The 25,954-nt window shown below is 67.0% G+C and carries 30 protein-coding genes and 1 pseudogene; 24 read left to right on the forward strand and 7 right to left on the reverse strand.

All coding sequences use genetic code 11. The features are described from left to right. The 3 genes and pseudogenes from ACTIMF_RS14930 to ACTIMF_RS14940 all read left to right on the forward strand — a co-directional run. A pseudogene (locus ACTIMF_RS14930) lies at positions 1-760 on the forward strand (ABC transporter family substrate-binding protein); the annotation flags it as partial. After that, entirely contained in the window at positions 757-1,656 is a 900-nt protein-coding gene (mshB, locus tag ACTIMF_RS14935) for an N-acetyl-1-D-myo-inositol-2-amino-2-deoxy-alpha-D-glucopyranoside deacetylase (protein WP_442351083.1), read from the forward strand. The pseudogene ACTIMF_RS14930 and the gene mshB, both read left to right, overlap by 4 nt. Next, entirely contained in the window at positions 1,653-2,006 is a 354-nt protein-coding gene (locus ACTIMF_RS14940; protein ID WP_442351084.1) for a hypothetical protein, read from the forward strand. The genes mshB and ACTIMF_RS14940 overlap by 4 nt, the downstream gene beginning before the upstream one ends. A gap of 60 nt (positions 2,007-2,066) precedes the next feature. Here the strand turns inward: ACTIMF_RS14940 and ACTIMF_RS14945 are convergent, their stop codons facing one another. Beyond that, positions 2,067-2,756, reverse strand: coding sequence for a TetR/AcrR family transcriptional regulator (locus ACTIMF_RS14945; RefSeq protein WP_442351085.1), 690 nt, complete (start codon positions 2,754-2,756; stop codon positions 2,067-2,069). Positions 2,757-2,820: 64 nt separating this feature from the next. Here ACTIMF_RS14945 and ACTIMF_RS14950 point away from each other — a divergent pair, with 64 nt between their 5' ends. From ACTIMF_RS14950 to dapC, 5 genes are all read left to right on the forward strand, one after another. After that, on the forward strand, positions 2,821-3,576 hold the full coding sequence (locus tag ACTIMF_RS14950) for an SDR family oxidoreductase (protein WP_442351086.1): 756 nt from the start codon (positions 2,821-2,823) through the stop codon (positions 3,574-3,576). A gap of 26 nt (positions 3,577-3,602) precedes the next feature. Further along, positions 3,603-3,929 (forward strand): nuclear transport factor 2 family protein, encoded by a 327-nt coding sequence (locus ACTIMF_RS14955; RefSeq protein ID WP_442351087.1) that lies wholly within the window; start codon positions 3,603-3,605, stop codon positions 3,927-3,929. Positions 3,930-4,013: 84 nt separating this feature from the next. Then, positions 4,014-6,575 carry a bifunctional FO biosynthesis protein CofGH gene (locus tag ACTIMF_RS14960; RefSeq protein WP_442351088.1) on the forward strand — a complete coding sequence of 854 codons (2,562 nt, stop codon included), beginning with the start codon at positions 4,014-4,016 and terminating at the stop codon, positions 6,573-6,575. A 175-nt stretch (positions 6,576-6,750) separates the two neighbouring features. Continuing rightward, complete coding sequence (gene fdxA / locus ACTIMF_RS14965; RefSeq protein ID WP_442351089.1) at positions 6,751-7,077, forward strand: ferredoxin; 327 nt, start codon at positions 6,751-6,753, stop codon at positions 7,075-7,077. A 7-nt stretch (positions 7,078-7,084) separates the two neighbouring features. Next, entirely contained in the window at positions 7,085-8,191 is a 1,107-nt protein-coding gene (gene dapC, locus ACTIMF_RS14970; protein WP_442351090.1) for a succinyldiaminopimelate transaminase, read from the forward strand. A gap of 139 nt (positions 8,192-8,330) precedes the next feature. On the opposite strand, the gene dapD is transcribed toward dapC, so the two are convergent. Beyond that, a complete protein-coding gene (dapD, locus tag ACTIMF_RS14975) occupies positions 8,331-9,293 on the reverse strand; it encodes a 2,3,4,5-tetrahydropyridine-2,6-dicarboxylate N-succinyltransferase (protein WP_442351091.1) in 963 nt (320 codons plus the stop codon). A gap of 287 nt (positions 9,294-9,580) precedes the next feature. Here dapD and ACTIMF_RS14980 point away from each other — a divergent pair, with 287 nt between their 5' ends. Further along, a complete protein-coding gene (locus ACTIMF_RS14980) occupies positions 9,581-10,456 on the forward strand; it encodes a formylglycine-generating enzyme family protein (RefSeq protein WP_442351092.1) in 876 nt (291 codons plus the stop codon). Positions 10,457-10,458: 2 nt separating this feature from the next. Further along, the gene (dapE, locus tag ACTIMF_RS14985) at positions 10,459-11,562 is read left to right on the forward strand and encodes a succinyl-diaminopimelate desuccinylase (protein WP_442351093.1); all 1,104 of its coding nucleotides are present in this window, start codon (positions 10,459-10,461) and stop codon (positions 11,560-11,562) included. A 39-nt stretch (positions 11,563-11,601) separates the two neighbouring features. Here the strand turns inward: dapE and ACTIMF_RS14990 are convergent, their stop codons facing one another. Beyond that, a complete protein-coding gene (locus ACTIMF_RS14990; RefSeq protein ID WP_442351094.1) occupies positions 11,602-12,315 on the reverse strand; it encodes a TetR/AcrR family transcriptional regulator in 714 nt (237 codons plus the stop codon). Between the two features lie 108 nt (positions 12,316-12,423). Between ACTIMF_RS14990 and ACTIMF_RS14995 the strand changes: the two genes are divergently transcribed. The 12 genes from ACTIMF_RS14995 to glgC all read left to right on the forward strand — a co-directional run bounded on the left by ACTIMF_RS14995 (position 12,424) and on the right by glgC (position 21,361). After that, positions 12,424-12,771, forward strand: coding sequence for a DUF2568 domain-containing protein (locus ACTIMF_RS14995; protein WP_442351095.1), 348 nt, complete (start codon positions 12,424-12,426; stop codon positions 12,769-12,771). Positions 12,772-12,782: 11 nt separating this feature from the next. Next, entirely contained in the window at positions 12,783-13,256 is a 474-nt protein-coding gene (locus ACTIMF_RS15000; protein ID WP_442351096.1) for a nitroreductase family deazaflavin-dependent oxidoreductase, read from the forward strand. 111 nt (positions 13,257-13,367) lie between these two features. After that, complete coding sequence (locus ACTIMF_RS15005) at positions 13,368-13,538, forward strand: hypothetical protein (protein ID WP_442351097.1); 171 nt, start codon at positions 13,368-13,370, stop codon at positions 13,536-13,538. 13 nt (positions 13,539-13,551) lie between these two features. Continuing rightward, positions 13,552-14,370, forward strand: coding sequence for a TIGR00730 family Rossman fold protein (locus tag ACTIMF_RS15010; protein ID WP_442351098.1), 819 nt, complete (start codon positions 13,552-13,554; stop codon positions 14,368-14,370). Then, positions 14,367-14,915, forward strand: a complete 549-nt coding sequence (locus ACTIMF_RS15015) for a TIGR00730 family Rossman fold protein (protein WP_442351099.1) — start codon at positions 14,367-14,369, stop codon at positions 14,913-14,915. The genes ACTIMF_RS15010 and ACTIMF_RS15015 overlap by 4 nt, the downstream gene beginning before the upstream one ends. Before the next feature lie 42 nt (positions 14,916-14,957). After that, positions 14,958-16,751, forward strand: a complete 1,794-nt coding sequence (locus tag ACTIMF_RS15020; protein WP_442351100.1) for a long-chain-acyl-CoA synthetase — start codon at positions 14,958-14,960, stop codon at positions 16,749-16,751. Positions 16,752-16,833: 82 nt separating this feature from the next. After that, positions 16,834-17,646 carry a dihydropteroate synthase gene (gene folP, locus ACTIMF_RS15025; protein WP_442351119.1) on the forward strand — a complete coding sequence of 271 codons (813 nt, stop codon included), beginning with the start codon at positions 16,834-16,836 and terminating at the stop codon, positions 17,644-17,646. Beyond that, positions 17,643-18,620, forward strand: coding sequence for a glucosyl-3-phosphoglycerate synthase (locus ACTIMF_RS15030; protein WP_442351101.1), 978 nt, complete (start codon positions 17,643-17,645; stop codon positions 18,618-18,620). Before folP ends, ACTIMF_RS15030 begins: the two co-directional genes overlap by 4 nt. Before the next feature lie 9 nt (positions 18,621-18,629). Next, positions 18,630-18,971, forward strand: coding sequence for a DivIVA domain-containing protein (locus ACTIMF_RS15035; RefSeq protein ID WP_442351102.1), 342 nt, complete (start codon positions 18,630-18,632; stop codon positions 18,969-18,971). Between the two features lie 86 nt (positions 18,972-19,057). Then, complete coding sequence (locus ACTIMF_RS15040; RefSeq protein WP_084638100.1) at positions 19,058-19,225, forward strand: DUF3117 domain-containing protein; 168 nt, start codon at positions 19,058-19,060, stop codon at positions 19,223-19,225. Between the two features lie 44 nt (positions 19,226-19,269). Continuing rightward, a complete protein-coding gene (locus ACTIMF_RS15045; protein WP_442351120.1) occupies positions 19,270-20,070 on the forward strand; it encodes a putative RNA methyltransferase in 801 nt (266 codons plus the stop codon). A 73-nt stretch (positions 20,071-20,143) separates the two neighbouring features. After that, positions 20,144-21,361: a glucose-1-phosphate adenylyltransferase gene (glgC, locus tag ACTIMF_RS15050; protein WP_442351103.1), complete on the forward strand. Its 1,218-nt coding sequence runs from the start codon at positions 20,144-20,146 to the stop codon at positions 21,359-21,361. Here the strand turns inward: glgC and ACTIMF_RS15055 are convergent. Genes ACTIMF_RS15055 through cofD form a run of 3 tightly spaced genes read right to left on the reverse strand, consistent with a single transcriptional unit; the run spans position 21,347 to position 24,284 of the window. Continuing rightward, positions 21,347-21,922: an NUDIX hydrolase gene (locus ACTIMF_RS15055; RefSeq protein WP_442351104.1), complete on the reverse strand. Its 576-nt coding sequence runs from the start codon at positions 21,920-21,922 to the stop codon at positions 21,347-21,349. The genes glgC and ACTIMF_RS15055 overlap by 15 nt on opposite strands. Continuing rightward, a complete protein-coding gene (locus tag ACTIMF_RS15060) occupies positions 21,919-23,256 on the reverse strand; it encodes a coenzyme F420-0:L-glutamate ligase (protein WP_442351105.1) in 1,338 nt (445 codons plus the stop codon). Before ACTIMF_RS15060 ends, ACTIMF_RS15055 begins: the two co-directional genes overlap by 4 nt. Next, a complete protein-coding gene (gene cofD / locus ACTIMF_RS15065) occupies positions 23,253-24,284 on the reverse strand; it encodes a 2-phospho-L-lactate transferase (protein ID WP_442351106.1) in 1,032 nt (343 codons plus the stop codon). The genes ACTIMF_RS15060 and cofD overlap by 4 nt, the downstream gene beginning before the upstream one ends. 185 nt (positions 24,285-24,469) lie before the next feature. Here cofD and ACTIMF_RS15070 point away from each other — a divergent pair, with 185 nt between their 5' ends. Further along, positions 24,470-24,799, forward strand: coding sequence for a WhiB family transcriptional regulator (locus tag ACTIMF_RS15070; protein ID WP_442351107.1), 330 nt, complete (start codon positions 24,470-24,472; stop codon positions 24,797-24,799). Positions 24,800-24,921: 122 nt separating this feature from the next. Here the strand turns inward: ACTIMF_RS15070 and ACTIMF_RS15075 are convergent, their stop codons facing one another. Then, positions 24,922-25,446, reverse strand: coding sequence for a metallopeptidase family protein (locus ACTIMF_RS15075; protein WP_442351108.1), 525 nt, complete (start codon positions 25,444-25,446; stop codon positions 24,922-24,924). A gap of 63 nt (positions 25,447-25,509) precedes the next feature. Here ACTIMF_RS15075 and ACTIMF_RS15080 point away from each other — a divergent pair, with 63 nt between their 5' ends. Further along, entirely contained in the window at positions 25,510-25,938 is a 429-nt protein-coding gene (locus tag ACTIMF_RS15080; RefSeq protein ID WP_442351109.1) for a DUF3499 domain-containing protein, read from the forward strand. Positions 25,939-25,954: the final 16 nt, after the last annotated feature.

Raw genomic sequence — 25,954 nt, forward strand, 5'->3', positions numbered from 1 at the left:
GGGGGTCCCGGCCCCGGTACCGACGCCGGAGCCGACGACCAGCCCGAGTGAGTCGACGCCGACGGCACCGTCGTCGACGACCACGCCCGCCCCCAGCGACGTTCCGGGACTGCCGTCGGGAGTGGCGCCGGTCGCCAAGGACGGTAAGGACCTCGTGGTTCGGATCGGCGCGGTGAACTCCGACGAGCGGGCCATGTCTGCGGCCGAGACGACCGCCGACCAGTTACGGGCGTCGGGAGTCCGCGCCGTCGTCCAGGGCATGTCGAATACCGAGCTGTACGGGTCGGCGCTCATCAACGCCCGCGTCGACCTGGTGGTCGGGTGGACCGGCATGGGCGGCGATCCGGCGACGTCGCTCGCCTCCCAGGTGGGTTGCGAGCCGCCGACGGCGGGCACCGAGGCAGGTGCCCACTCCGACGCGCCCGACGACGAGGGGGACGCCGACGAGAGTGTCCTGCCGACGACTCCGAGCCGATCCACCAGTCAGACGCCCCCGAGCGACGACAGCACGTACACGGGAAACGTCTCGGGACTGTGTGATCCCGAGTTGATGTCGCTGGCCACCGACGCGATGAGCGTCGACGATCCGAAGGAATACTTGACGCGCGCCGAGACGATGTTGGCCGACCAAGCCGTCTACCTGCCCATCTACCAGGACTCGGTGTTCGGCGCTGCCACCGATAAGATCGTCGGGGTCTCGCTCGATGGAGCTCCTCAGGTCGGAGTGTTCGGCGACGCCGTCCGCTGGGGTCTGCAGTGACGGGCGGGCAGCGTCCACGGCTGCTCCTGCTGCACGCTCACCCGGACGACGAGTCGATCATGACCGGCGGCGTCATCGCGCGATACCTCGCCGAAGGGGTCGACGTTCGGGTCATCACCTTCACCCTCGGTGAGGAGGGCGAGGTGATCGGGCACCGGTGGGCACAACTCGTCGCGGACGGAGGCGCCGACCAGTTGGGCGGCTATCGGATCGGTGAGCTCCACGCGGCGCTCCGCGCGTTGGCTCCGGACCCTGCTTCTGCGCCACGGCCTCGCTTCCTCGGCGGCGCGGGCCGGTGGCGGGACTCTGGGATGGCGGGCACCCCCTCCGCACAGCATCCGCGGGCGCTCGTTCAGGCCGCCCACGACGATCTCGTCGCCACGCTGCGCGCCGAGATCGACGATTTCGCACCGCATGTCGTCGTCACATACGACGAGGCGGGAACGTACGGGCACCCCGATCACCGCCGGGTCCACGAGGTGTCGATCGCCGCGATCGCTGAGTCGAGAGTGCAGACCGGGTACCCGCTCAAGGTGTACGAGTCAGTCACTGCGCGCTCCGCATTGAACTCCGGTCTCGCGGCGATCGGCGAGATCCCAGACGGCTGGCGGATGCCGGAGCCGGGCGAGTTGCCGAGTTATCCGGACGGCGTGATCACGACCGCGGTCGACGTCACCGATGTGCTCGACCGAAAGGTCGCCGCGCTCGCCGCGCACGCGACCCAGGTGAGCGTCGCACCCTCGCGCACCGAGTACGCGTTGTCGAATCTCATTGCGCAGCCGATCTCGCCTGTCGAACACTTCATCCGGACCGACGGCCGAGTCGGGGCCGATGAGGGAGTGCGGGCCGACACGGGGTCCCGCGTCGAGACCGACCTGTTCGAGGGGCTCCGTTGAGCGTCGCCGACCGAATCGAGCTGGCGGTGCTGACCGTGTGCGGAATAGTGCTCGCCCTGCTGACGGTGTTCTTTCTGAATGTGTACATCGGAGCGGTGCCGGTCCCGTTCACGGTGGTGATAGCCGCGATCGGCACGACGCTTCTCGTGCGGCTCGCCGCCGGAACGACGGCCTCCTCCTGGCGGTACGCGCCGCTCATCGCCTGGACCGCTGTCGTCATCATCGCCGCGGTGCCCGGTATCAACGGAAACGGGCCGCTCATCGGCGATTGGCGTGTGCTCCTACTGCTGCTCTGCGGTCTCGGCCTTCCCGCTATGGTCACGTCCATGGCGCGCCTGAACAACCTGTAGGCCGGTCGAGTCCCAGTCGCCGGGTCCCTCAGTCGCCGGGTCCCTCAGTCGCCGGGTCCCTCAGTCGAGACGGTCCGCTAGTCGACGCAGCCACTGACCCAACAGCGCGGTTTCGGCCGCACCCAGCACTTCCGGCATACCTGTGGCGACAGACGCGACTCGCCGGAGGTCGTCGGCGGTCGTAGCGCCTACCCCTTCACCGGTGATGCCCGCGATCGTCGCGTCTCGCACGGCGGCCGAGAGTTCCGGGTCGGCCTCGGCGAGAATGATCTGCCGCAGCGTCACGCCGATGTTCGTCGCGAGTATGTGTGCCGCCGCTTGCTCGGGATCCACCGCGAGCCTGTCTTGAGCCGCGGCACGGTCGGTGAGTGCGCGCAACAGTAGCGTTGGTTTCGCATGGGCCGCAGGTGAATACCCGGGCTGTACCTTGCCGTACATGAGCGTGTAGTAGCCCGGGTTCGCGAGCCCGAAGCGGACATGTGCGTCCCATCCATCACGGATGTCCCGGATCGGGTCACCGCTCGACTCGTGTCTTTCCTTGTCGTCGAGATACAGCTGGAATCCGCGCTCTACGACGGCGTCGATCAAGCCCTGCTTGCTGCCGAAGAAGTGGTACAGCGTCGGCATCCGCACCCCGACCCGCTCGCACACGTCGCGGAGCGAGAAGTCCTCACCTGGTGCTGCAGCGATCAGTTCTGCGGCTGCGTCGACCAGCCGTGTCCGTGTATCGCTCTTCTCTGTCTCTGGCACACCGATACACTAGTTGTGTATCGTCGATATGGCAGCACATATCAACGATATATACGGAGGATGCATGACTGACTACCCACTCGAAGGGCGCAAGATCCTGGTCGCAGGCGGCGGCAAGAACCTGGGCGGCCTCATCAGCCGACAGGCGGCTGCTGCCGGCGCAGACGTCGCCATCCACTACAACAGCGAATCGTCCAAGGGGGAGGCCGAACAGACGCTCGCGGCTGTCGAAGCCGAGGGGCGCACCGGCGTTCTGCTGACTGGTGATCTCACCGATCCGGACACCGTGACCCGGGTGTTCGATGAGACGGTCGCAGGGCTCGGTAGCCTCGACATCGCGGTCAACACCGTCGGCAAGGTACTCCGAAAGCCGATCGCCGAGACCACCGAGTCAGAGTATGACCAGATGTTCGACGTCAACGCGAAGTCGGCGTACTTCTTCATCAAGGAGGCCGGGCGGACCTTGAACGACGGCGGCAAGATCGTCACCATCGTCACGGCGCTCCTCGCGGCGTTCACCGACGGCTACTCGACCTACGCAGGCGGCAAGAGCCCCGTCGAGCACTTCACGCGGGCGGCGGCGAAAGAATATGCCGCACGCGGTATCTCGGTGACAGCGATCGCGCCCGGCCCGATGGACACCCCGTTCTTCTACGGCCAGGAGACGCCCGAGCGAGTCGAGTTCCACAAGTCGCAGGCGATGTACGGACAGCTGACCAAGATCGAGGACATCGCGCCCATCGTGAGCTTCTTGGCGACCGACGGCTGGTGGATCACCGGCCAGACGATCTTCGCCAACGGCGGATACACCACCCGCTGACCACTGAACCACTGGAGGGGACCACTATGACCGAATCGTTGCCCACCGTCGTCGCGGACTTCATCGAGACCGTGAACCGTCACGATGAGCAAGGTTTCCTGGACGCTTTCGCCGATGGAGCTTTCGTCGACGATTGGGGCCGCGTGTTCACCGGTCGTGACGAGATCAAGGCCTGGAGCGATAAGGAGTTCATCGGCGCGACCGGCACCATGACCGTCACCGAGAGCTACGTCGATTCGGATGCGGTCACCGTGATCGCGGACTGGCGCAGTACACACGCGAACGGGCTGTCGAAATTCGTGTTCGACGTCGCAGCCGACAAGCTCGCGTCGATGACGATCCGCGAAGGCTGAGCGGGGGAGCGCACTGACTGGGAGTAGGGGCCGGAAACCCCGCCCGAAATTCACAAGATCGAACTCGTGTCTACCATCGAACAGGTGACGTCTTCTGAATCGGTAATCGGGGCCCCGGCTCCTTCGCCGTCGGCGATGAGGCGCGCACTGCGCCGAGCAGCCGACGCGACCGCGCTCAACGTCGACGAGGCGGCGGTCCTGCTGGCCGCGCGCGGCGACGATCTGACCGCGCTGTGCGCGGCCGCAGCGCGTGTGCGTGACGCAGGTCTGGAGGCCGAGGGCCGCGCGCGACAGGTGACGTACTCGCGCAAGGTGTTCATCCCGCTGACGCACCTGTGCCGCGACCGGTGCCATTACTGCACGTTCGTGACAGTGCCCGGCAAGCTCAAACGCGAGGGGCGCGGCATGTTCCTCGAACTCGACGAGGTCGTGGCGATCGCGCGCAACGGCGCCGCGCTCGGATGCAAAGAGGCGTTGTTCACCCTCGGCGACCGTCCCGAGGATCGGTGGCCGGAAGCCGCGCAGTGGCTCGACGAACGCGGCTACGATTCGACGCTCGACTACGTGCGTGCCGCGGCGATCCGCGTCCTGGAGGAGACCGGGCTGCTGCCGCACCTGAATCCTGGCGTCATGAGCTGGGAGGAGATCAACCGACTCAAGCCCGTCGCGCCGAGCATGGGGATGATGCTCGAGACGAGCGCTCGTAGACTGTTCACGGACAAGGGCGAATGCCACTACGGCAGCCCCGACAAGGATCCGGTTATCCGCGAGCGGGTCCTGACTGACGCTGGGCGTCTCTCGGTCCCGTTCACCACTGGAATCCTCGTCGGCATCGGCGAAACACGTACTGAACGCGCCGAATCGATCTTCATGATCCGTAAGGCGCAGAAGGCGTTCGGGCACATCCAAGAAGTGATCGTGCAGAACTTCCGGGCCAAGCCCAACACCGCGATGGGTTCATCGCCGGATGCCGAGATGTCCGAATTCTTGGCCGCGGTGGCCGTGGCCCGATTGGTCATGGGGCCGCGCATGCGCATCCAGGCCCCGCCGAACCTCGTCTCGGCGGACGAATGCCATGCGCTGATCGAGGCAGGCGTCGACGACTGGGGCGGCGTCTCGCCGTTGACACCCGACCACGTCAACCCGGAGCGCCCGTGGCCGAACCTGGACACGCTCGCCGACATCACGGCAGCAGCCGGACACACGCTCACCGAGCGGTCGGCGGCACAGCCCCGCTATGTGCTGGCGGGGTCGCCGTGGATCGATCCGCGGATCGCCCGCCACGTCGCGGCTCTCACCGATCCGGTCACCGGGCTCGCCGTCGACGTGCGTCCCGAAGGGATGCCGTGGCAGGAGCCCGACGAGGAGTGGGCGTCGTCCGGTCGTGTCGACCTCAACACCGAGATCGACACGGACGGCCGAAACACCGATACGCGCAGTGACATCGACAACGCGTTCGGTGACTGGGACACCATCCGGGAACAGGTGCTGGCGCTGGACGATTCGAGGGCACCCGAGCGCCTGGATTCCGAAGTGTCGGCGGCTCTGCGGCGTGCCGAGAGCGATCCGGGTGGACTCTCGGACGAGGAGTACCTCGCGCTCGCCACGAGCGACGGTACGGGACTCGACGCCTTTACCGCGCTCGCCGATTCGATTCGTCGAGACGTCGTCGGCGATGACGTCACCTACGTGGTGAACCGGAACATCAACTTCACCAATATCTGCTACACCGGATGCCGCTTCTGCGCGTTCGCACAGCGTAAGGGCGACGACGATGCGTTCACGTTGTCGAGTACCGAGGTCGGCGACCGCGCGTGGGAGGCCCACGTCGCAGGGGCGACGGAGATCTGCATGCAGGGCGGTATCGATCCGGAACTGCCGGTGACCGGGTACGCGGACCTCGTCCGCGCCATCAAGAACCGGGTGCCGTCGATGCACGTGCACGCATTCAGTCCGATGGAGGTCGTCAACGGTGCCTCACGCGGTGGCGAGTCGGTCCGCGACTGGCTCACCGCGCTTCGTGAAGCGGGGCTCGACTCGATCCCCGGTACTGCTGCGGAGATTCTCGACGACGAGGTCCGGTGGATCCTCACGAAGGGGAAGCTGCCGACGTCGGCGTGGATCGACGTCATCACCACCGCGCACGAGGTGGGGCTGCCGTCGAGTTCGACGATGATGTACGGGCACGTCGACTCGCCGCGGCATTGGGTCGGACACTTGAATGTGCTACGCGGCATCCAGGACCGCACCGGCGGGTTCACCGAGTTCGTGTTGCTGCCGTTCGTCCACCAGTCCTCGCCGCTATACCTCGCCGGAGCGTCTCGGCCCGGTCCGACTCAGCGTGATAATCGCGCCGCGCACGCGTTGGCTCGCATCATGTTGCACGGACGCGTCGACAACATCCAGACCAGTTGGGTCAAGCTCGGTGTGGACGGTACCCGGGCCATGCTGCGCGGTGGTGCGAACGATCTCGGCGGCACCTTGATGGAGGAGACCATCTCGCGGATGGCCGGCAGTCAGCACGGCTCGGAGAAGACGGTGGAGGAGTTGCACGAGATCGTGACCGGGATCGGGCGGACGCCGCGTCAGCGGTTGACCGACTATCGCCCGGCCCCGGCGCCGATGCTCAGTCTCGGACTCGGCTGACCGTCGGCGATTTCACTGCGTGAGTAAAAATCCGCGCAGGTCAGGGTGTGCTGATTCGGGCGGTCCGGCCGAGTCCGGATAGTCTGTGTACCTGTGCGGTGCGACGGTGCCGCGACATGCGTAGACGACGCGATCAGCCCTCGTGTCGTCGCGGAGAACGAGAAGGAGAAGCGACGTGACTTACATCATCGCGGAGCCGTGCGTCGACGTGATGGACCGTGCCTGCGTCGAGGAGTGTCCAGTCGACTGTATCTACGAGGGTGGACGCAGCCTGTACATCCAGCCCGACGAATGCGTCGACTGCGGTGCCTGCGAGCCGGTCTGCCCGGTGGAGGCGATCTTCTACGAGGACGACGTTCCCGACGAGTGGGAGCCGTACCTGAGTGCGAACGTCGACTTCTTCGTCGACCTCGGTTCGCCCGGCGGCGCGAGCAAGGTCGGCAAGACCGACTTCGACCCGGAGTTCGTGAAGAATCTGCCTCCGATGGGCGAAGAGGACTGATCGGACTGTGAGTCGCCTACGGCCGGTCAGCGCAGGCCTTCCGGACTTTCCCTGGGACACGATCTCGGGAGCGAAGAGGTTGGCCGCATCGCATGACGACGGGATAATCGATCTCTCGGTCGGCACCCCCGTCGATCCGGTCGCCCCGGTGATCCGTGACGCGCTGGCCGCGTCGTCGGAGTTTCCCGGGTATCCGGCGACTCTCGGGACAGCTGCTCTGCGCGAGGCCGCGGTCGGCGCGCTGTCCCGACGTTTCGCGATCACCGGGCTCGACGAGTCGTCGATTCTGCCGGTGATCGGCACGAAGGAAGTGATCGCCGGGCTGCCGTCGCAACTTGGTGTGCCGGCGGGCGATCCGGTCGTGATCCCTCGGGTCGCATATCCGACGTACGAGGTCGGCGCGCTCCTCGCGGGGGCTGTTCCGCGTCGCGCGGACGCCGTCGCCGACTACGGCGACGACGTGCCCGCTGCGATCTTCGTGAACAGTCCGTCGAACCCGACCGGTGCCGTCTTGTCGGTCGAGCACCTGCGGGGCGTCGTCGAGTGGGCGCGCGAGCACGGCAGCATCGTGATCTCCGACGAGTGCTACCTCGGGCTCACGTGGGAGGGTGTGGCGCATTCGGTGCTGCATCCGGACGTGTGCGGAGGCGATCACACCGGTCTGATCGCGGTGCACTCGCTGTCGAAGGTCTCCAACCTCGCGTCATACCGTGCGGGCTTCCTGGCGGGCGACACGGCGTTGATCGCCGAACTCCTCGCCGTCCGCAAGCATTCCGGCATGATCGTGCCGTTCCCGATCCAGGGAGCGACCATTGCCGCACTGAACGACGACGCGCACGTCGATGCTCAACGCGAACGTTATCGTTCGCGTCGCGACCGGCTGAAGCGCGCGGTCGAGCACGCAGGCTTCACCGTCGACGACTCCGAGGCCGGCCTGTATCTGTGGACCACCCGTGGTGACGATTCACGGGCAACTCTGGACTGGTTCGCGCAGCGCGGCATCCTGGTCGCTCCCGGCGACTTCTACGGCCCCTCGGGCGCCGAGCATGTCCGCGTGGCACTCACCGCGACCGACGAGCGCATCGATGCCGCCGTCGCGCGGCTGGGTGAGTAGCGGTCACCGCCCCCTTCGTCGGACTGAGCGCGGCGCTCGCGGCCTGAACGTCCAACGCGACTCGACCAAGGACACGGTGCGGCCCCGACGTCGATCCGGTGAAGCGGTCGACGACGCCGGGGCCGTTCGAAGCGCGAAATCAGTTGGCGTGCAGCGCCTCGTTGAGTTCGATCCCGTCGCCTTCCTTTGCGGTCACCTCGACCGCACCGGTGGTGCTGTTGCGGCGGAACAACAGGTTCGAGCGCCCGGCCAGGTCGCGGGCCTTGACCACCGAGCCGTCCGGGCCCGTCACCTTGGTACCGGCGGTGAGGTAGAGGCCGGCTTCGATCACGCAGTCGTCGCCGAGCGGGATTCCGCATCCGGCATTCGCACCGAGAAGGCAGCGCTTGCCGATCGAGATGATCTCCTTGCCGCCACCGGACAGGGTTCCCATCGTGGAGGCGCCGCCACCGATGTCGGAGCCGTCGCCGATCACGACGCCCGCCGAGATGCGGCCCTCGACCATCGACGCTCCGAGGGTGCCTGCGTTGAAGTTGACGAAGCCCTCGTGCATGACGGTGGTGCCAGGGGAGAGGTGAGCACCGAGACGGACTCGGTCGGCGTCGCCGATGCGGACGCCGGCAGGGGAGACGTAGTCGACCATCCGCGGGAACTTGTCGATCGAGGTCACAGTGACGTGCCCGCGCGCGCGCAGCCGCAGGCGGGTCTGTTCGAAGCCGACGACGGCGCAGGGGCCGAAGTTGGTCCACGCGACGTTGGCGAGGAGGCCGAACTGGCCTTCCAGGTTCAGGCCGTGCGGGCGGACCAGCCGATGCGATAGCAGATGTAGACGCAGGTAGACGTCGTGCGCGTCGACCGGTGCGGTCGCCAGGTCGGCGATCACCGTCTTCACCGCGATCGTCTTGACGTTGCGGGCCTCGTCGACGCCGACGAGCGGTCGAAGGTCCGCGGGGACCTCGTCGCCGCTCAGTTCGGAGGAGCCGGCGACGCCGGGTTCCGGATCGAGTTCGGGGTTCGGGTACCACGTGTCGAGGACAGCGATCTGACCGTCGTTCTCCCACACGGTGGCGATTCCAATGGCAGCAGCACCTTGAATAGTCACGGCATGAGTTTAGCCGGACGGCGCGGCCGACCCGCTGACCCCGCTTCGGGCGTCAACTGATGAGCCGAGCGAAGGACGAAATCGTGCCGTCGCCCCCTGGGAGAGATGCCAGCCGCGGACCGGCCGAACTGCCTCGAATTCGCTGGACCACAACAGGACTCGCTCCGGCGGTACACGATTCCCGCGGCGCTCGGGTCGGATGATCTGTGCACGGCTGACGCAATGCGGGCCCGACCCGTGCCGTTTCGGGTTGAGTGGGTATCGCAGCCAGCGAGGAGGTCGTCACCATGCTCGAGGCTAGGTGGAACCGTCTAGAGATCCCGGCAGGCGATACCGTGATCGGCTCTGACGAGGACTACCCGGAGGAACGCCCTGCGCATCACCGCCACGTCGCGGCGTTCACGATGGATGTCACGCCGGTGACCGTCGCCGACTTCGGAGCGTTCGTCGCAGCAACCGGGTATGTCACGACGGCCGAGCAGCCGTCCGACCTGGACTCGACTGGGCACGGGGAACCGGAAGGCGGGTCGATGGTGTTCACCCCGACGTCCGGCCCGGTCTCACTCGGCGACCCCAGCCGGTGGTGGACGTACGTACCCGGCGCGTCGTGGCGTCGTCCCGGCGGACCGGGCACGACCGCACGGCCGAACCATCCAGTGGTGCACGTGAGCTTCCTGGATGCGAACGTGTACGCCGAGTGGGCGGGAGCGGCGTTGCCGACCGAGGAGCAGTGGGAGCATGCCGCCCGCGCCGCCGGTGCGTCGCACTACGCCTGGGGCGGACGGCACGAGCCGGGCGGTGTGCGCCAGGCCAACACGTGGCACGGCCACTTCCCGTGGGAGGACGCCGACCCGGACGGGTTCCGCCGTACCAGCCCGGTCGGTAGCTATCCGGCTAATCCGTGGGGGCTCTACGACATGATCGGGAACGTGTGGGAGTGGACGTGCACCGTTGCCACCGTGTCGCATGCGGCGCGCGACGCCGAGGTGCGCGTGCGTCCGCAGGGCGGCGGTGCATGGTCGACGGTGATCAAAGGCGGATCGTTTCTGTGCTCACCGGACTACTGCCGACGAGACCGGCCTGCGGCGCGAGGGTTCGAGGAGATCCGGTCGTCGTCGTCGCAGCTCGGCTTCCGGTGCGTCGGTCCGGCATACGATGGTTGACTGTGAGCATCCCGAGCCTGAATCTGTCCGCCGACCCGATCGATCTGACCGCCGCACTCGTCGACATTCCGAGCGTCAGCCGGGACGAGACGCTGATCGCCGATGCGGTAGAACAAGCGCTCCGCGAACAGACCGCGGGCTTCGAGGTGATCCGCCACGGGAACTGTGTGTTGGCACGCACCGAGCGCGGTCTGGACTCGCGAGTGATTCTCGCCGGTCACCTCGACACGGTGCCGATCGTCGACAACGTCCCGTCCCGCCGCACCGACTCGGCGGACGAAGGTGACGTCCTGCACGGTTGTGGGACGGTCGACATGAAGTCCGGCGACGCCGTCTTCCTGCACCTGGCTGCCACGTTGGACGACCCGCTGCACGACATCACGTTGATCTTCTACGACTGCGAGGAGATCGCCGCCGAGTTCAACGGCCTCGGGAGCATCGAGCGAGAAATGCCCGACTGGCTCCGCGCCGACGTCGCGATCCTCGGCGAGCCGACGGCCGGCCTCATCGAAGCAGGATGCCAGGGCACGTTGCGGGTTCGGTTCACCGCGACCGGCACGCGCGCGCATTCAGCTCGGGCATGGATGGGAGACAACGCGATTCACAAACTCGGCCACCTTCTCACCACTCTCTCGTCCTACGAGCCGCGCCGTGTCGACATCGACGGCTGCGAATACCGCGAGGGACTGTCGGCGGTCGCGGTCCACGGCGGAGTCGCAGGCAACGTGATCCCGGATGCGGCATACGTCGACGTCAACTTCCGGTTCGCTCCGGACCGTAGCCCGCAGCAGGCATTCGAGCACGTGCGCGACGTGTTCGCCGACGCTCTCGGCTCGGGCGCGGTGACCGCCGAGATCACCGATTCGGCAGCGGGCGCCCTGCCTGGCCTTGCCCACCCCGCAGCCGCAGCTCTCGTGGACGCCGCGGACGGACGGTTCCGGGCCAAGTACGGATGGACCGACGTCTCACGGTTCGCGGCCCTCGGCATCCCCGCCGTCAACCTCGGTCCGGGTGACCCGAGCCTTGCGCACCGTGCCGACGAACGGGTGCCGGTCGACCAGATCACCGAGGTCACGCAGACGCTGCGGTCGTACCTGTCGCGCTGAGGGTTCTCCCCGGCTGGCGAACCCGTCATCGGCTCGCTCTCAACCGAACAGCAGTCCACCGCCGAGGTCGACCACGCCCGCCCAGACATCGTCCGGCCGGTCGGTGATCGGCCCCATCTGTTCGAACACCTCGGACGAGATCGAACCGAGCAGCAGGTTCCACACCGACAGCGCGCGTGCCAGCGCCTGCGGAGTCAGTCCGAGGGGCGCGACGTCGTCCGAGGCGGCGGTCGCCGCCAGTGCGGAGGCGGCGGCGCGTTGGTGCGTGGATCGTGTGCCGGGGGCGACGGGAGGATCTCCGGCTGCAGCGATCGCGCCGAGTGCCAGGATCGGCCGGGTGCCCGCGCGCAGGGTCGTGTCGGCAGGGGCGTGATACCCGGGGACTGGTGAGCCGTACAGCAGAGCGTATTCGCTCGGATGAGCGGTCGCCCACGTGCGCAACGCATCCGCGTACGCCTCGAATCGCTTCCGGGGCGACGAATGTCCGTCGACGGCGGCATCGAGGACGGCGGCATCGAGATCGTCTGCGAGGTCGTCGTACGCGTCGACGATCAGCACGGTCAACAGGTCGTCGCGGTTCCGCACGTAACGGTACAGAGACGACGGTGCGCGCCCCATGTCGCGGGCGACAGCGCGCAACGACAGCGCGGCAGCGCCGTGCTCCGCCAGATGTCTGCGCCCGACCTCTCGGAGATCGGCTTCGATACCGGCGCGCTTGCGGGCTCGGACGCCCGGATCGTCTGGAGTCCTCATCACGTTCATCGTCGCATGCAATGGAATTGGTGAACAGTGTTCTTGATTTATTCATGGCAGGAATCTAAACTCAAAACGAGAACACCGTTCACGAAAAAGGAGGCGGTAGTGACCGCGTATCTGTGGACTCTTGCGGGACTCGTGTTCGCGAGCGAACTTCTGATGCTCGCCGCGCTGGGCGGTTCGGTCTGGCTCCTCGCCGAACGCGGCGGGCTCGGTGTTGTGGCAGGTGCGGTAGCGGTGGCGGTTGCGATCGCAGCGTGGGCGGTCTTCGCCTCACCGCAGCCCGTCGTCGACGTCGCGGCAGCCAAGGCCGCCGTCAAGGTCGCGTTGTATCTGGGTGCCGCTGTGTTACTCGCCGTCGCAGGCGTGCGGGCCTCGGCCGTGTCCGGTTTCGCGGTGTTCTCACTGATCGTCAACATCGCGGCGGCCCTTCCGCCGTACCGAGATTTCTAGGAGACGAAAAGATGTCCGAGATCATCGAGCCGAAGCCATCCGAGCCGACCGATCGCTACGTCGCGCCGACCGGGCTGGCGAGCACTGTGACCAACCGTATCGTCGGGGTGCTGGCCCGCCTCGGTGTCGCGCCGAGCGGCTGCTACGACCTCCAGGTGCCGGGGCGAGTGAGCGGCGAACTGAGGACCACGCCGGTCAACGTGCTCGATCTCGACGGCGAACGGTATCTCGTGGCCGCGCGTGGCCGGACGCAGTGGGTGCGCAACGTCCGGGCCGGGGGATCGGTCAGCCTCCGCCGCGGTCGCCGCACCGAACCGGTGACCCTCGTCGAACTCGACGACGAACGCAAACCCGAACTGATCCGTGCGTACCTCACGCGGTGGGCGTGGCAGGTCGCGACGTTCGACGAGGGTCTGGCTCCGGACTCGACCGATGCCGAGATTCTCGACGCAGCACCGGGAATGCCGGTCTTCGCAGTGCGGTAGGTTCGCACCCACGACCGATTCATGGAGGGATGGCGTTCGAGTCTGACGCCGCTGAGGTTCTCGGAATCGGGCGACACGTGGAGATTGCGGGGTGCGCCCCGACGACCAGGCGTGAGATTCGCGGACGGAACGCACATCGACCTCATCGACGTCGCCGATCTGGCATACGAGTCACACGGTCCCGACGGGCTGTACGCACAGTTTCTCCCGCGGCGAGCGGCTGCCCACGATCGCGAGCAACGGTCGATCGAAGTTCGGGTGAGCGGCTCGGACATCGGTTGATACCGTTTGCGCCATGGCAGACGATCCGCGCGAGGCGCAGCCCGATTCCGGCGACGGTTCTCCCCGCGACGTTCCTCATACGGATGTGCAGGTGCGCCATGTCGGAGCGGCGCAGGTGCGGTTGCCGGGCGACGCGGAGCAGGTGCCGACCGACCGAGGTCTCCTCGAGTGGGTCGACCCCCGTGATCCGACGCGCGCGGCGAACCGCACGGTCCGCGACTCGTGGCGGGTTCTGCGAATCCAATCCGAATTCGTGTCCGGGTTCGACGCACTCGAGAACGTCGCCGAAGCGGTCACCGTATTCGGTTCGGCTCGCGACCAGCCGGGGTCGCCCGGCTACGAGCAGGCTGTCGAACTCGGCAGGCTGCTCGGCGAAGCCGGGTTCGCAGTCATCACCGGCGGCGGCCCCGGCGCGATGGAGGCGACCAACAAGGGTGCGTACGAGGCGGGTGCGCCATCGATCGGGCTCAACATCGAGCTTCCGTTCGAGCAGCACATCAACCCGTACCTGACCCTCGGAATGAACTTCCGCTACTTCTTCGTCCGCAAGACGATGTTCGTCAAGTACGCGCAGGCGTTCGTCTGCCTGCCCGGTGGTTTCGGGACTCTCGACGAACTCTCCGAGGCTCTGACCCTCGTTCAGACGGGCAAGGTCCTCCGGTTCCCGATCGTGCTCGTCGGCCGCGATTTCTGGGGGCCGCTCGTCGAGTGGATCAAGACCACACTCGCCGACGAGGGCAAGATCTCGCGCGAAGACCTCGACCTCGTCACATTGGTCGACACTCCGGCCGAAGCCGTCCAGGCCGTGTGCGACAAGGCGGTCCGCTCGTGAGTGCCGACCGTCCAGCGGTCTGCGTCTACTGCGCGTCAGGGCCCGTCGACGAGCAATACCTGCAACTCGCGGCCGATGTCGGCACGGCGCTCGCCGACGCGGGTCTCGCACTCGTGTCCGGCGGCGGCAAGATCTCGATGATGGGCAGCGTCGCCCGAGCCACGCGGGCTGCGGGTGGGCGGACCATCGGCGTGATCCCCGAGCACCTGATGGCCAAAGAGGTCGCCGACCTCGACGCAGACGAACTGATCGTCACCGACACGATGCGCGAACGAAAACGACTCATGGAAGAACTGGCCGACGGGTTCATCACCCTGCCGGGTGGAATCGGGACGCTCGAGGAGTTCTTCGAGACGTGGACGGGCGGCTACCTCGGTGAACACGACAAGCCGGTGATCATGGTCAACCTCGACGGCTTCTACGATCCGATGCTCGCCTGGTTGAGCGATCTGCAGACTCGCGGTTTCGTGTCCTCGCACGCCCTCGAACGACTTATCGTCGTCGAGACGGCGGCCGACGCTGTGACGAAACTGACCCGACGGTAGGGTAGCGGCATTCACATGTCGGTGGGAGGAGTGGAGCAAAGCATGAACGCAGTGCCAACGAAGGTCGGAATCACTGACCTGCTCAAGGGCGTGGCCACGATGGCGCCGGACTTGCCGTCGATGGCTCGGCACGCTCCGGGCCTGATCTTCCGCTCCGGTGACAAGAAGAGCACGATCGGACAGATCTTCGCCAAGCTCGCGACTGACCATCCGGACCGGCCGTTCATCCGGTGGCACGGCGAGTCGACGTCGTATGGCGAATGCAACCGCCAGGTGAATCGGTACGCCGCGGTCCTCGCCGAGCGCGGTGTCGGGGTCGGCGACGTGGTGGGGATCCTGTCGAAGAACAACCCGACCGACCTCCTCGTCATCCTTGCGACGCTCAAGCTGGGCGCCGTCGCGGGCATGCTGAACTACAACCAGCGTGGAAACGTCATCGACCACAGCATGTCGCTGCTCGACGCGAAGGTCCTGATCTGGGATCCGGACTGCAAAGAGGCGTTCGACTCGATGTCCGCGTCGGCGAGGCCCGAGCATGTCTTCGACTTCCCAGCGCTGGACGAGACGGCGGCCTCGAAGTCGACGACCGACCCGGCTGTGACGGCGACCCTGCCCGCGTCGACGCTCGCGTTCTACATCTTCACCTCTGGTACCACCGGCCTTCCCAAGGCCAGCGTGATGAGCCATAATCGCTGGCTGGCAAACTACTCCGGTATCGGTGGCCTCGCCGTCCGGCTGCACCCGTCGGACACCATGTACGTCGCGCTGCCGCTGTACCACAACAACGCGCTCTCGGTGTCGCTCGGAGCCGTGCTCGCAGGGGGTGCGTGCATCGCGTTGAGCGAGCAGTTCTCGGCGTCGCGTTTCTGGGACGAGATCATCGAGAACCGTGCCACCGCGTTCACTTACATCGGGGAACTGTGCCGATACCTGTTGGCGCAGCCGCCGAAAGCGACCGATCGGCAGCACTCGATCCGTGTCGCGATCGGCAACGGAATGCGTCCGGAGATCTGGGATGAGTTCGAGGAGCGATTCGGCGTCGGCCGGATCGTGGAGTTCTACGGCGCCAGCGAGTTGAACCTGGCGTTCGTCAACGTATTCGGCGTCAAGCGGACCGCCGGGTTCTGCCCGCTCCCTTTCAAGGTCGTCGAGTACAACGCAGACGGCACGGCGAAGCGTGACTCCCGTGGGCGACTCACCGCCGTCCCCAAAGGCGAAGCGGGCCTGTTGATCTCGGAGATCAGCGACCGCGTGCCCGTGGACGGTTACACCGATTCGGCGGAGACGGAGAAGAAGGTGATCCGCGATGCTTTCAAATCCGGGGACTCCTACTTCAACTCGGGTGACCTGGTCCGAGAGATCGGCTTCTCGCACATCACGTTCGTCGACCGACTCGGCGACACCTTCCGCTGGAAGGGCGAGAACGTGGCGACTACCCAGGTCGAGAGCGCCGTCGACAGTGCCGACGGGGTGTCCGGAAGCGTGGCATTCGGCGTCGAGGTGGCAGGGTGCGACGGCAAGGCCGGCATGGTCGCAGTAACCGTCGACGGCGACAAGCCCGATCCGAAGGCGTTCGCCGACCACCTCTACGCCGAACTGCCCGCATACGCGGTGCCGCTGTTCGTCCGGTTCGTCGGAGAAATCGAGGTCACCTCGACGTTCAAGAACCGCAAAGTGGAGTTGCGCAAGGAGGCCTATTCCGACGTCGGCGACGACGAGGTGTGGGTACTCAAAGGGCGTAAAGACGGGTACGTGCCGTTCTACGACGACTACCCGGCCGATGTCGCGGCCCCCCCGCCCCGGCGTGGCCGGGTGGGGGGGGCGCCGGTTGGGTGACCCGGTGCCCCTTCACCCCTCGGCGGGCCGGGGCCGCCCGACCCTCGCAGGTCGCCCCGTCGCGACCGACCGCGCCCTCGTGATGGCGATCGTCAACCGGACCCCGGACTCGTTCTACGACCGAGGGGCCACCTTCTCCGACGACGCCGCGAAGGCCCGCGTGGACGCGGTCGTGGCCGACGGGGCCGACCTCGTCGACGTGGGCGGAGTCAAGGCGGGACCGGGCGATCCGGTCGACGCCGCGGCCGAGGTTCAGCGGGTCGTTCCGCTGATCGCGTGGATCCGATCGCATCACCCCGACCTGTTGATCAGTGTCGACACCTGGCGCAGCGAAGTGGCGAGGGCGGCGTGCGAAGCGGGAGCGGACATCATCAACGACACGTGGGCGGGCGTCGATCCGGCCCTGGTCGACGTCGCAGCGCAAGCCGGAGCGGGAATCGTCTGCTCGCACACCGGTGGGGCGCGGGTCCGGACCAGGCCGCATCGGGTGGCGTACGACGACGTGGTCGCCGACGTCATCGCGGAGGTGACCGGCGCGGCGACCCGGGCCCGCGAGGCAGGGGTCCGTGACGACGGCATCCTGATCGATCCGACGCACGACTTCGGCAAGAACACCCACCACGGCCTCGCGCTGCTGCGTGAGATCGACCGCCTGGTCGACACCGGGTGGCCGGTACTGATGGCGTTGTCGAATAAGGACTTCATCGGTGAGACGCTCGGCGTCGGACTCGAGGAGCGAGTGGCGGGCACGCTTGCCGCGACCGCGCTGGCGGCCTCACGGGGCGCCCGCGTGTTCCGCGTCCATGAAGTCGCCCACACGCGTCGCGTCGTCGACATGGTCGCATCGATCGCCGGATCCAGGCCGCCCTCGCGCGCGGTGCGAGGACTGGCATGAACGTCTGGACCGATCGGGGCGAGGGGGAGGCCCGCTGGTCACACACGCACACGTGGGATCACCCCGAGTGGAGCGTCGGCGAACTCGTCGCGGCCAAAGCCGGACGTACCGTATCGGTGGTTCTGCCTGCGTTGAACGAAGAAGACACGGTCGCGGGAGTCATCGCGACCATCGCGCCGCTGCTCGGCGGGTTGGTCGACGAACTGGTGGTCGTCGACTCCGGGTGCACCGACCGCACTGCCGAGTGTGCACGTGCCGCGGGCGCGCGGGTCGTCACCCGTGAGGAGGCGATCCCCGGCATCGAGCCGCAGCCGGGCAAGGGCGAAGCACTGTGGCGCTCGTTGGCCGCGACCACCGGCGACCTCGTCGCGTTCGTCGACGCGGACCTCATCGACCCCGATCCGATGTTCGTGCCGAAGATGCTCGGCCCGCTGCTCGCCGACCCCGACATCCACCTCGTCAAGGGCTACTACCGTCGGCCGTTGCTCACCGGGACCACTCACGACGCGTCCGGTGGCGGCCGGGTCACCGAACTCCTCGCCCGACCACTGCTCACCGCGCTCAAACCCGAACTCGGGGAAGTGCTGCAGCCGCTCGGCGGAGAGTACGCGGGCACCCGTGAACTCCTCACCTCGGTACGTTTCGCGCCCGGCTACGGGGTCGAGATCGGGCTGCTGGTCGACACTTACGCGCGATACGGTCTCAGCGGCATCGGACAGGTGAACCTCGGTGTCCGCCAACACCGGAACCGCCCACTCCGCGATCTCGCGGTCATGAGCAGGCAGATCGTCGCGACGCTCCTGGACCGCTGCGGCGTCGCCGACTCCGGTGTCGGCCTCACCCAGTTCGTGCCCGACGAGACCGGCGGATTTGCACCGCACACCACCGAATTGATGCGTGAGGAGCGGCCGCCTGTCGCCGAACTCGATCCGGTGGTCCTGCGGTCGACGCAGCCGGGCGGTCGGCGGCGTTAGGGTGGAGACGTGGTGATCATCGGTCTGTACGTGATCGGCGTGGCTGTGCTGGTCGCGCTGCTCTTCGGCGTGGTGTGGTTCGTGTTCGGTCGCGGTGAGGATCTGCCGCCGATCGAGTCCGGCACCACGCTCACTCGACTGCCCCGCGCGGGTATCAGCGGCGACGACGTGCGCGGACTCGTGTTCGCGCAGACCTTCCGCGGCTACCGCGCCGTCGAAGTCGACTGGGCGCTGGAGAAGCTCGCGCGCGAGATCGACGAGCTCCGCGGGGTGGTCCACGAACTGTCCGGCCGGGAGGTCGCCGACACGGGTGCGATCCCGACAGTGCAGGTATACGAGACTGACGACTGAGTAAGTTCCGCGGTCCTGAGGGCGACGCGCGAATGTGGCGCACGTATCATGGCACGAGTCAGGGAATCGTTGGAGGGAGCACGGGTATGGCGGCGATGAAGCCACGGATGGGCGACGGCCCGATGGAAGCGGTCAAGGAAGGTCGCGGGATCGTCGTGCGCATCCCGATCGACGGCGGCGGCCGACTGGTCGTCGAACTGAACGACGAAGAGGCGAGCGCACTCGGCGAGGCCCTTCGCGAGGTCACCGCCTGACGGCGAATCCCGAACTGTTCGCGGCCGCTCGTCTGGCCTGCCCGATCTGCTCGGGAGCGCTCACATCATCGTCTCGGGTGCTCGGCTGCGCCTCGGGACATCGCTACGACCTAGCCAGACAGGGTTACGTCTCGCTGCTGAGCGGGAAAGGCACCGCGCACCGGTCCGATACGCCCGAGATGGTTGCGGCCCGGACGAGAGTCTTCGACGGTGGACTGTACGCGCCCATCCAACAAGCGGTCGCGGCCGCGGCGATCAACTCGACAGGCGTCCTCGTCGACGCGGGCGGCGGCACCGGAGCCTACCTGGCGGCATCCCTGGACGCTGGTACCGACGATCGTGTCGGGGTCAGCATAGATCTCTCGAAATCGTGCGCGCGGGCAGCGGCCCGCGCCCATCCGCGCGCTGTGTCTGTCGTCGCCGACCTCTGGGCCTCGATTCCCGTGCAGACCGGCGTGGCGTCGGCCGTCCTGTCGGTCTTCGCACCGCGCAACGCCGCCGAGACGGCCCGCGTCCTTGCGCCCGGCGGCCGTTGGGTGATCGTCACTCCCAACGTCGGACATCTCGCCGAGATCGTCGAACCGATGGGCATGCTGCGTGTCGGCGCGGGGAAGGCCGACCGGATCGACGCCGATCTTCGCACAGACTTCGACATCGTCTCCACCGACCGAGTGACCGCACCACTGGATCTGCCTGCGGACCGGCTCGCGGACGTCGCAGGTATGGGGCCTGCAGGCTTTCACCGTGGTCGGGACGAACTCGTGGCGTCGGCCACCGAGTTGGCAGCAAGCGGCTGCGTGTCGACGATCGCCGATGTCACGGTCACGGTCGCCCGACGACGGTGAGTCCGAGGGGCCGTCGACAGTGTTTCGCGCCGCTCGGGTGGTCGGCCCGGCTCGGTGCCGATATGTTTGAACGGTGAGATCACAACCGCACGTGCTCGGAATCGTCCTCGCCGGCGGAGAGGGTAAGCGCCTGTATCCGTTGACGATGGACCGTGCGAAGCCCGCGGTCCCCTTCGGCGGCTCTTATCGGCTCATCGACTTCGTCCTGTCGAACCTCGTCAACGCAGGCTACGAACGACTCTGTGTGCTGACCCAGTACAAGTCGCATTCGCTGGACCGCCACATCTCCCAGAACTGGTGGGTCTCCGGGTTCCACGGCGAATACATCACTCCGGTGCCTGCGCAACAGCGACTCGGACCGCGTTGGTACACCGGCAGCGCCGACGCGATCTTCCAATCGATGAACTTGATCGACGACGAGAAGCCCGACTACATCGTGGTATTCGGGGCCGACCACGTGTACCGGATGGATCCCTCGCAGATGGTCGAGGCGCATATCGCTTCCGGTGCGGCGGTCACCGTCGCAGGCATCCGCGTGCCGCGCAAGGAAGCGTTCGCGTTCGGCTGCATCGACTCCGACGACGACAACGCGATCACGGCATTCGTGGAGAAGCCGAGCGATCCGCCCGGCACCCCCGACGACCCTGAGGTCACGTACGCCTCGATGGGCAACTACGTGTTCACCACCGACCGCCTCGTGGAGGCGCTCAAGAACGACGCCGCCGACCCCGACTCCGACCACGACATGGGCGGCGACATCATCCCGGCGTTCGTACGTACCCACGAGGCGTACGTCTACGACTTCAACGACAACGCGATTCCCGGTGCGACGCCCCGCGACATGGGGTACTGGCGAGACGTGGGAACGATCGACTCGTTCTACGACGCACATATGGACCTCATCTCGGAGAATCCGGTATTCAACCTGTATAACCAACGCTGGCCGATCCGCGGCGCAACCAGCCACCTGCCGCCCGCGAAGTTCCTCAAGGGCGGTTCGGCCAACGACTCGATGGTCGGTGCGGGGTGCATCGTGTCCGGCGGCACCGTGCACAACTCGGTCTTGTCGAACGACGTCGTCGTCGGCGAAGGCTCCGTCGTCCAGGGGAGCGTGCTCATGCCCGGGGTCCGGGTCGGGCGGAACGCCGTGGTGCGCAACGCGATCCTCGACAAGAACGTGACCGTCGCGGACGGCGGACAGTTGGGCGTCGACCTGGCACACGACGGTGACAGCTTCCAGGTCAGTTCCGGCGGCGTGGTCTGTGTCGGCAAGAACCTAGCGGTCGAGTAGCCGCCGTAACGCGGTAGTGCCGGACTCGACCAGTACCGGGATTGTGTCGGCGTCGACGTCGGCGGGGAGATCGTCGACCGGCCACCACGCGAGGTCGACGGACTCGTTGCTGCGCACGATGTCCGGGAGCGATGAGTCCGGCGTCGGGTCGGCGACGGCCGCGTACCGGACGTCCAGATGACGCGTGGGGACGCCGAGCGAGCAGGTGATCGGGTGCGTGTGCAGATGCACGGGGACGTCCGACAATCGCAGTGACGGCAGCCCCGACTCCTCGAGCCCCTCCCGCTGCGCGGCGGCGGCAACGCTCGCGTCGCCCGGTTCGCAGTGTCCGCCGAGTTGGATCCACTTTCCGACGCGGGGATGCAGCGTGAGCAGGACGTGCCGCAGGGACGCGTCGAACACGATCACCGAGCCCGTCACGTGTCCGGGGACGCACTTGCGCATGCAGGGATCGTCGGCGGCGTCGACGAACGCGAGCATCGTGTGCCGCAGCGCGTCTTGCTCCGGGTCAGGGGCAGTCCAGTCCGCGAGGATCGTGCGGGTGGCTTCGGTGATGCTCACAGCTGTGTCACCAGGCCCTCGATCGACGCAGGAGCGCGGAGTGCCTGCTCGTCGACCGGATAGCCGATTGCGACGGCTCCCAACGGCTGCCAGTCGTCCGATAGCCCCAACTGCTCCCGGACTGTCGACGCCGCGAAGATCGTGGAGCCGACCCAGCAACTGCCGACCCCGCGGACCGACAGCCCGACCAGCAGCCCGGAGACGGCCGCGCCTCCGGCGACGGTGAACATCGTTCGCTCACAGTCGTTGCGGCGATCGTCGGAGTATTCGTGCATACCGTCGCCCGTCAGGACCGGGATCACCAGTTCCGGTGCGTCGTAGAGGATCTGGCCACGTGCGACGCGTTTGGCGATCGACTCGTCCGTCTTCTCGTCGGACTCGAGATCGCTGCGCCAGGCGTCGCCCATCGCGTCGAGGAGTCCGCGCCGACGCTGCGCGTCGCGCAGCCAGAGGAAGCGGATCGGGTGGGTGTGGTGGGGCGCCGGTGCGGTCAGGGCGTCGGCGAAGGCCGCGTTCATCACGTCCTCGGGCACGTGCCGGTCGGCGAAGGACCGCACCGATCGGCGCGTCAGGATCGCTTCGCGACGGCCCTTGTCGGTCGCTTCTTCGACGCCGAGTCGGAACATGTCGTCGTCGAGGTCGCGGACCAGGTTGCTCGCCGACGATCCGTCATCGACGGTGGCCCATCCGCGGATCACCGCGACCGGTACGCCGTCGAGTTTACCCTTCACCAGATCCGCGGCCGCTGCGAGTTCGTCGGCGACCGCGATGTCGGTGACGATCAATGTGTTGCCGTACGCGTCGTCGATGCCGTCGTACGCATGGCTCACGGCGACGCCTGCGGCCCCGATCGCCACGTCGGTCTGTCCGGTCCGCCATGCGCGTCCCATGGTGTCTGTGACGATGACGGCGACATCGAGTCCTCGCGCGGCCAGATCGGCGCGTAATCGTGCGGCGCTCGCGTCCGGGTCGAGGGGCAGCAGCGCGATCTGATCGGTGCGGACGTTGGAGCCGTCGACGCCTGCCGCGGCCTGCACCAGACCATTGCGGTTCGCGGTGATCAGGGTTCGATTGCGCTTGGCGACGACTCTGACGGTCTCGTCGTCGATCAGCTTGCGGCGGAACGCGTCTCGCTCGTCGGGGTCGGTGGGGGCGGTGACCATGCGCCCCTCGGTCTTGGAGAAGATCTTGCTCGTCACGACGAGCACGTCGCCGTCGGTGAGCCATGGCGCGGCGTTCGTCACCTCCGCGGCGACGTCGCTGTCGGGCCCGAACTCACCGAGACCGTTGACAGGCAGGATCTGCAGACCGTCGAGCGCGCGATGATCGCTCACGGTGCCTCACGATCGGCCGGGGCCTGCAGATCGACCAGTGCGAGCGCGGCCCGAATCATCTGTGCCGTCGCGTCCGGATCGGTCATCAACAGGGGAGCGGACCCGATCGAGATCCCGTCGACCTGGGCGTGGTCGCCGTCGGCGATGAGCCATCCGTCGAGGAGTCCGTTGCCCGACCGTGCGCCGAAGTGCGCGGCGATCGCTTCGGCCGAGGAATCGACCCCGATCACCGACAGACATTCGTCGGCCATGCCGCGCAGCGGCTTGTCGTCGATTACCGGACTGATGCCGACGACCGGAGCCGGTGTGCTCCGGAGCGCCGCACGAATGCCGGGGACGCTGGTGATCGCGCCGATTGACACCACCGGATTCGACGGCGCGAGGAACACGACGTCGGCGCCGGAGATCGCTTCCAGGACACCGGGTGCGGGCTTGGCGTCGTCACTGCCGACCTGGGCGAATCCGTGGGTCGGCACCTGGGCCCGGTGCCGCACCCACCATTCCTGGAAGTGGATCGCGACCTTCTCGCCCGGTTCACCAACCGGATTGTCGATCACGACGTGCGTCTCGTGCCGGTCGTCGGTGACCGGCAGCAGGCGGACACCCGGCTGCCAACGCTTGCACAACGCCGCTGTGATGTCGGCGAGTGTGAAGCCGGCGTCGAGCATCTGGGTGCGGATCAGATGGGTGGCGAGGTCACGGTCGCCGAGCCCGAACCAGTCCGGATCGGCGCCGTAAGCTGCGAGTTCCTCTTTGGCGTTCCAGGTCTCGTCTCGGTGGCCCCATCCGCGTTCGAGGTCGATGCCGCCGCCCAGTGTGTACATGCACGTGTCGAGGTCGGGGCAGATGCGGACACCGTGCATCCAGGCATCGTCGCCCACGTTGACGATCGCGGTCACCGAGTTCGCCGCCGGTTCGGCGGTCCCCGAATCAGCGGGTTGCGGGAAGGGCGTGACGCCGAACAGTTCACGTGCGCCCTGCAGGAAACGGGCGCCGCCGACGCCCCCGACGAGTACGGTCACTTTCACAGGGATCCACTCTAACCAGCGCCCGCCGACACGCCGAGGGGCGTCGGCAAACTTGTGCGCGAACGATTTTGTCGGCCTGTGGTGTTATGAATGAATCTTGGCGTTCGGCTTGACCCGCACCGTGCCACCGTGTGTAATCACATCAGTGTCATTAAGGGTGGAGCGAAGCAGGGAGGGCGCCGACTATGACTTTTGATCACGGCGAAGGTGCTGAGCCGGCCAGTCGAACTACGGGCTTGGGGTTCGGACATCTGACGGCTGTACCGAGTGATTTCGAAGCACTGTTCGATGCAGTAGAGGACGAATGGCAGGATCGCGCACTGTGTGCGCAGACCGATCCTGAAGCATTCTTCCCGGAGAAGGGCGGATCGACGCGCGAAGCGAAGCGTATCTGCCAGGGATGCGAGGTCAAGGCGGATTGCCTTGAGTACGCACTCCACAACGACGAGCGGTTCGGCATCTGGGGTGGAATGTCCGAACGCGAACGTCGCCGCCTCAAGCGCGGCATCATCTAGTCTCGGCGTCTCGCCGATTGCGCATTTCCGCACTGCCCCATTGAAATACCTATACCGCTCGGCCCGTGCCTCGGCCTATCGAGGCACGGGCCGAGCGGTGTAGCTTTCGTGCGATCCAGGGGCTAGGTATTCGGGTTGGGCCCCTCCTCGACGGTCTCCTCGTCTACGCCGAGGTACGTCGCAACCTGTTGGATGAGGATCTCACGCAGTAACTCGCGCAGATCGTCGTCGAGCGCGCGCAACTCCAACGGACGACGGAACAGGACGATCTGCGCCCGTGTCGGTCGTCCCTGTGCGTCGACGGCCGCGGGGATGAGTCGGGCCAACGGCACCGGTCCGTCCGCAGTGACCTCCTCCGGCCAGGCGATCGTCTCCCAGTCCGCCGGATCCGTCCCTCGAGGGAGGGTTCCCGGGATGTCGTCGACGGCGACGTCCAGGCCGGCCAGCCGGTCGTGCCAGCGTGCATCGAGTTCGGCGAACGCGTCGACCGCCGCCCGATCGAAGTCGTCCGACTTGGTTCGGCGCGCGGGGACGCCGGGTGGCAACAACGGTCCGCGCAGGCCGTGGCCGCGGCGATCACGGGTGTGACGCGGCGGCGGGCGCAGAAGGCGGTGGCCCGATTGCAGGGGAGCGAGACGAAACGCCATGAACGCCAGTCTAGGACGTGTGTCGATCGTGGCAGCGCCGACACGACACGATAAGGTGTGGCTGTGAGTTCCCCTCGTCAGTGCTGCCGCCCAGGCTGCTCCAAGCTGGCCGTGGCCACGCTGACCTTCGTTTATGCGGAGTCGACAGCGGTCATCGGCCCCCTCGCGGGCGCCGACGAACCGCACTCGTGGGACCTGTGCGCAGAACACGCCGATCGCATCACCGTTCCGCGCGGCTGGGAGATGCTGCGTAGCGGAAGCGGCTTCGAGCAGGCCACCGAAGACCAGGACCTGACGGCACTCGCCGAAGCGGTTCGTGAGGTCGGCTCCGCAGCTCCGTTCGCGCGACCATCGTTCCGGGCGCACGCCGATTTCGACGAGTCGCAGCGCGGACGCCACCGGGCATCTGAACGCCCCGCACAGTCGGCGGCCGCCACCCCGCGGCCCGGGCGGCGAGGCCACTTGCGGGTCCTACCGGATCCGGTGGACTGAGCCCATTCGGACGCCT

This window comes from Gordonia sp. (in: high G+C Gram-positive bacteria) (assembly GCF_052106715.1).
Classification (GTDB): Bacteria; Actinomycetota; Actinomycetes; order Mycobacteriales; family Mycobacteriaceae; genus Gordonia.